Here is a 1,376-nt window from a genome sequence, read left to right on the forward strand (position 1 = left end):
GCCGGCTCCAGCGCCGGTGGCTGCTGCGCCCGTGGCCGCGCCGAACTCGCCGATCGGCGTCTGGGCGACCGAAGAGAACAAGGGCAATGTCCGCGTCGAACAGTGCGGCGCCAATCTCTGCGGCTATGCCGAGAAGACCAACGCGCGCATCCTGATCAACATGAAGCCCGAGGGCTCGAAGTGGAGCGGCCGCATCCACGATCCCGACTCCGGCCGCAATTACGACTCCACGATCGCCATGAAGGGCCCGAACGCGATGCGCGTGCAGGGCTGCGCCTTCGGCGGCATGTTCTGCGGCGGCCAGACCTGGAAGCGGGTGAGTTGACGCTCGGAGCGGGTCAGCTCCGACGATCGTCATCCCGGGCGATGCGAAGCGTCGACCCGGGATCTCGCGCGACACACACAAATCTTCGTCATGCCCGGGCAGAAGCGCGAAGCGCGTCTTCGCGCTAGGTGTCCCGGGCATCGACGTTCTTGGTGCCGCAAAACAAGGCGTGGATGGCCGGGACAAGCCCGGCCATGACGGCGTGGAGATATTCGAGCCCTACTCGCTAGCCTTGCCTGGCCTTTGAACACTCACCCCCTCCCTTGCCACACATGTTCATCCGCCATTCAGCCTGATCCGGCTGATATCGCCCGATCTCGCCTCGCGTTCTCACCGGGACATCCTCGTGACTTCATTGGTGGCTTGCCGCCGCTTCATGCTCGCGTTTGCTCTGGCCTTGCCGTTGGCGGGCAGCAGCGTGGCGTCCGCATCCGATGCCATGGAGCTTGCGCAGGCGCAGCCGCAAGCGCAGCCGACACCGGATCCCTCCCCGGCTCCATCGGCTTCCCCCACCCCCGCGCCAGACGCACAATCCACCGCCGTCGAGCCGATCGGCAACGTCGCGACGGTCACGGGGATCGCGACCGTGATTCGCGACAAGAATTCCTATCCGCTGCGCGTGCGCGACGACATCTATCTCAACGACGTCGTGCAGACCTCGTCGAACTCCTCGCTCGGCATCACCTTCAACGACGCGACCACGTTCAATCTGTCGGCCAGCGCCAGGATCACCATCGACAATTACGTTTACGAGGATGGCGGCAAGCAGAACTCCGGGATCTTCGACGTCGGCAAGGGCACGGTCGCCTTCGTCGCGGCGGCGGTGGCGAAGACCGGCAACATGAAGATCACGACGCCGACGGCGACGCTCGGCATCCGCGGCACCACCGGCGTTATCGACGTGCCTGAAGGCGCGGCAGCGAACAGCGCGCGCAACGTCAACATCAAGCTCTACCCCGACGCCGACGGCCGCGTCGGTCACATCGACGTCGACGACCGCACCAGCGGCACGCGGCTCGGCGCGCTGACGCAAGCATCGAGCGGCTTTGCG

Annotated in this window: 2 protein-coding genes; both read left to right on the forward strand. The window is 65.8% G+C overall.

The genetic code is table 11. The features are described from left to right. Nucleotides 1–325 (forward strand): DUF2147 domain-containing protein (locus MOV75_RS38240; RefSeq protein ID WP_247008011.1); only part of this gene is annotated, 325 nt, incomplete at its 5' end. A 355-nt stretch (nt 326–680) separates the two neighbouring features. Further along, nucleotides 681–1,376: FecR domain-containing protein (locus MOV75_RS38245; RefSeq protein WP_247008013.1), on the forward strand; the 696-nt coding region annotated here is incomplete at its 3' end.

The sequence above is a fragment of the Bradyrhizobium sp. PRIMUS42 genome (assembly GCF_023006515.1).
Lineage (GTDB): Bacteria > Pseudomonadota > Alphaproteobacteria > Rhizobiales > Xanthobacteraceae > Bradyrhizobium.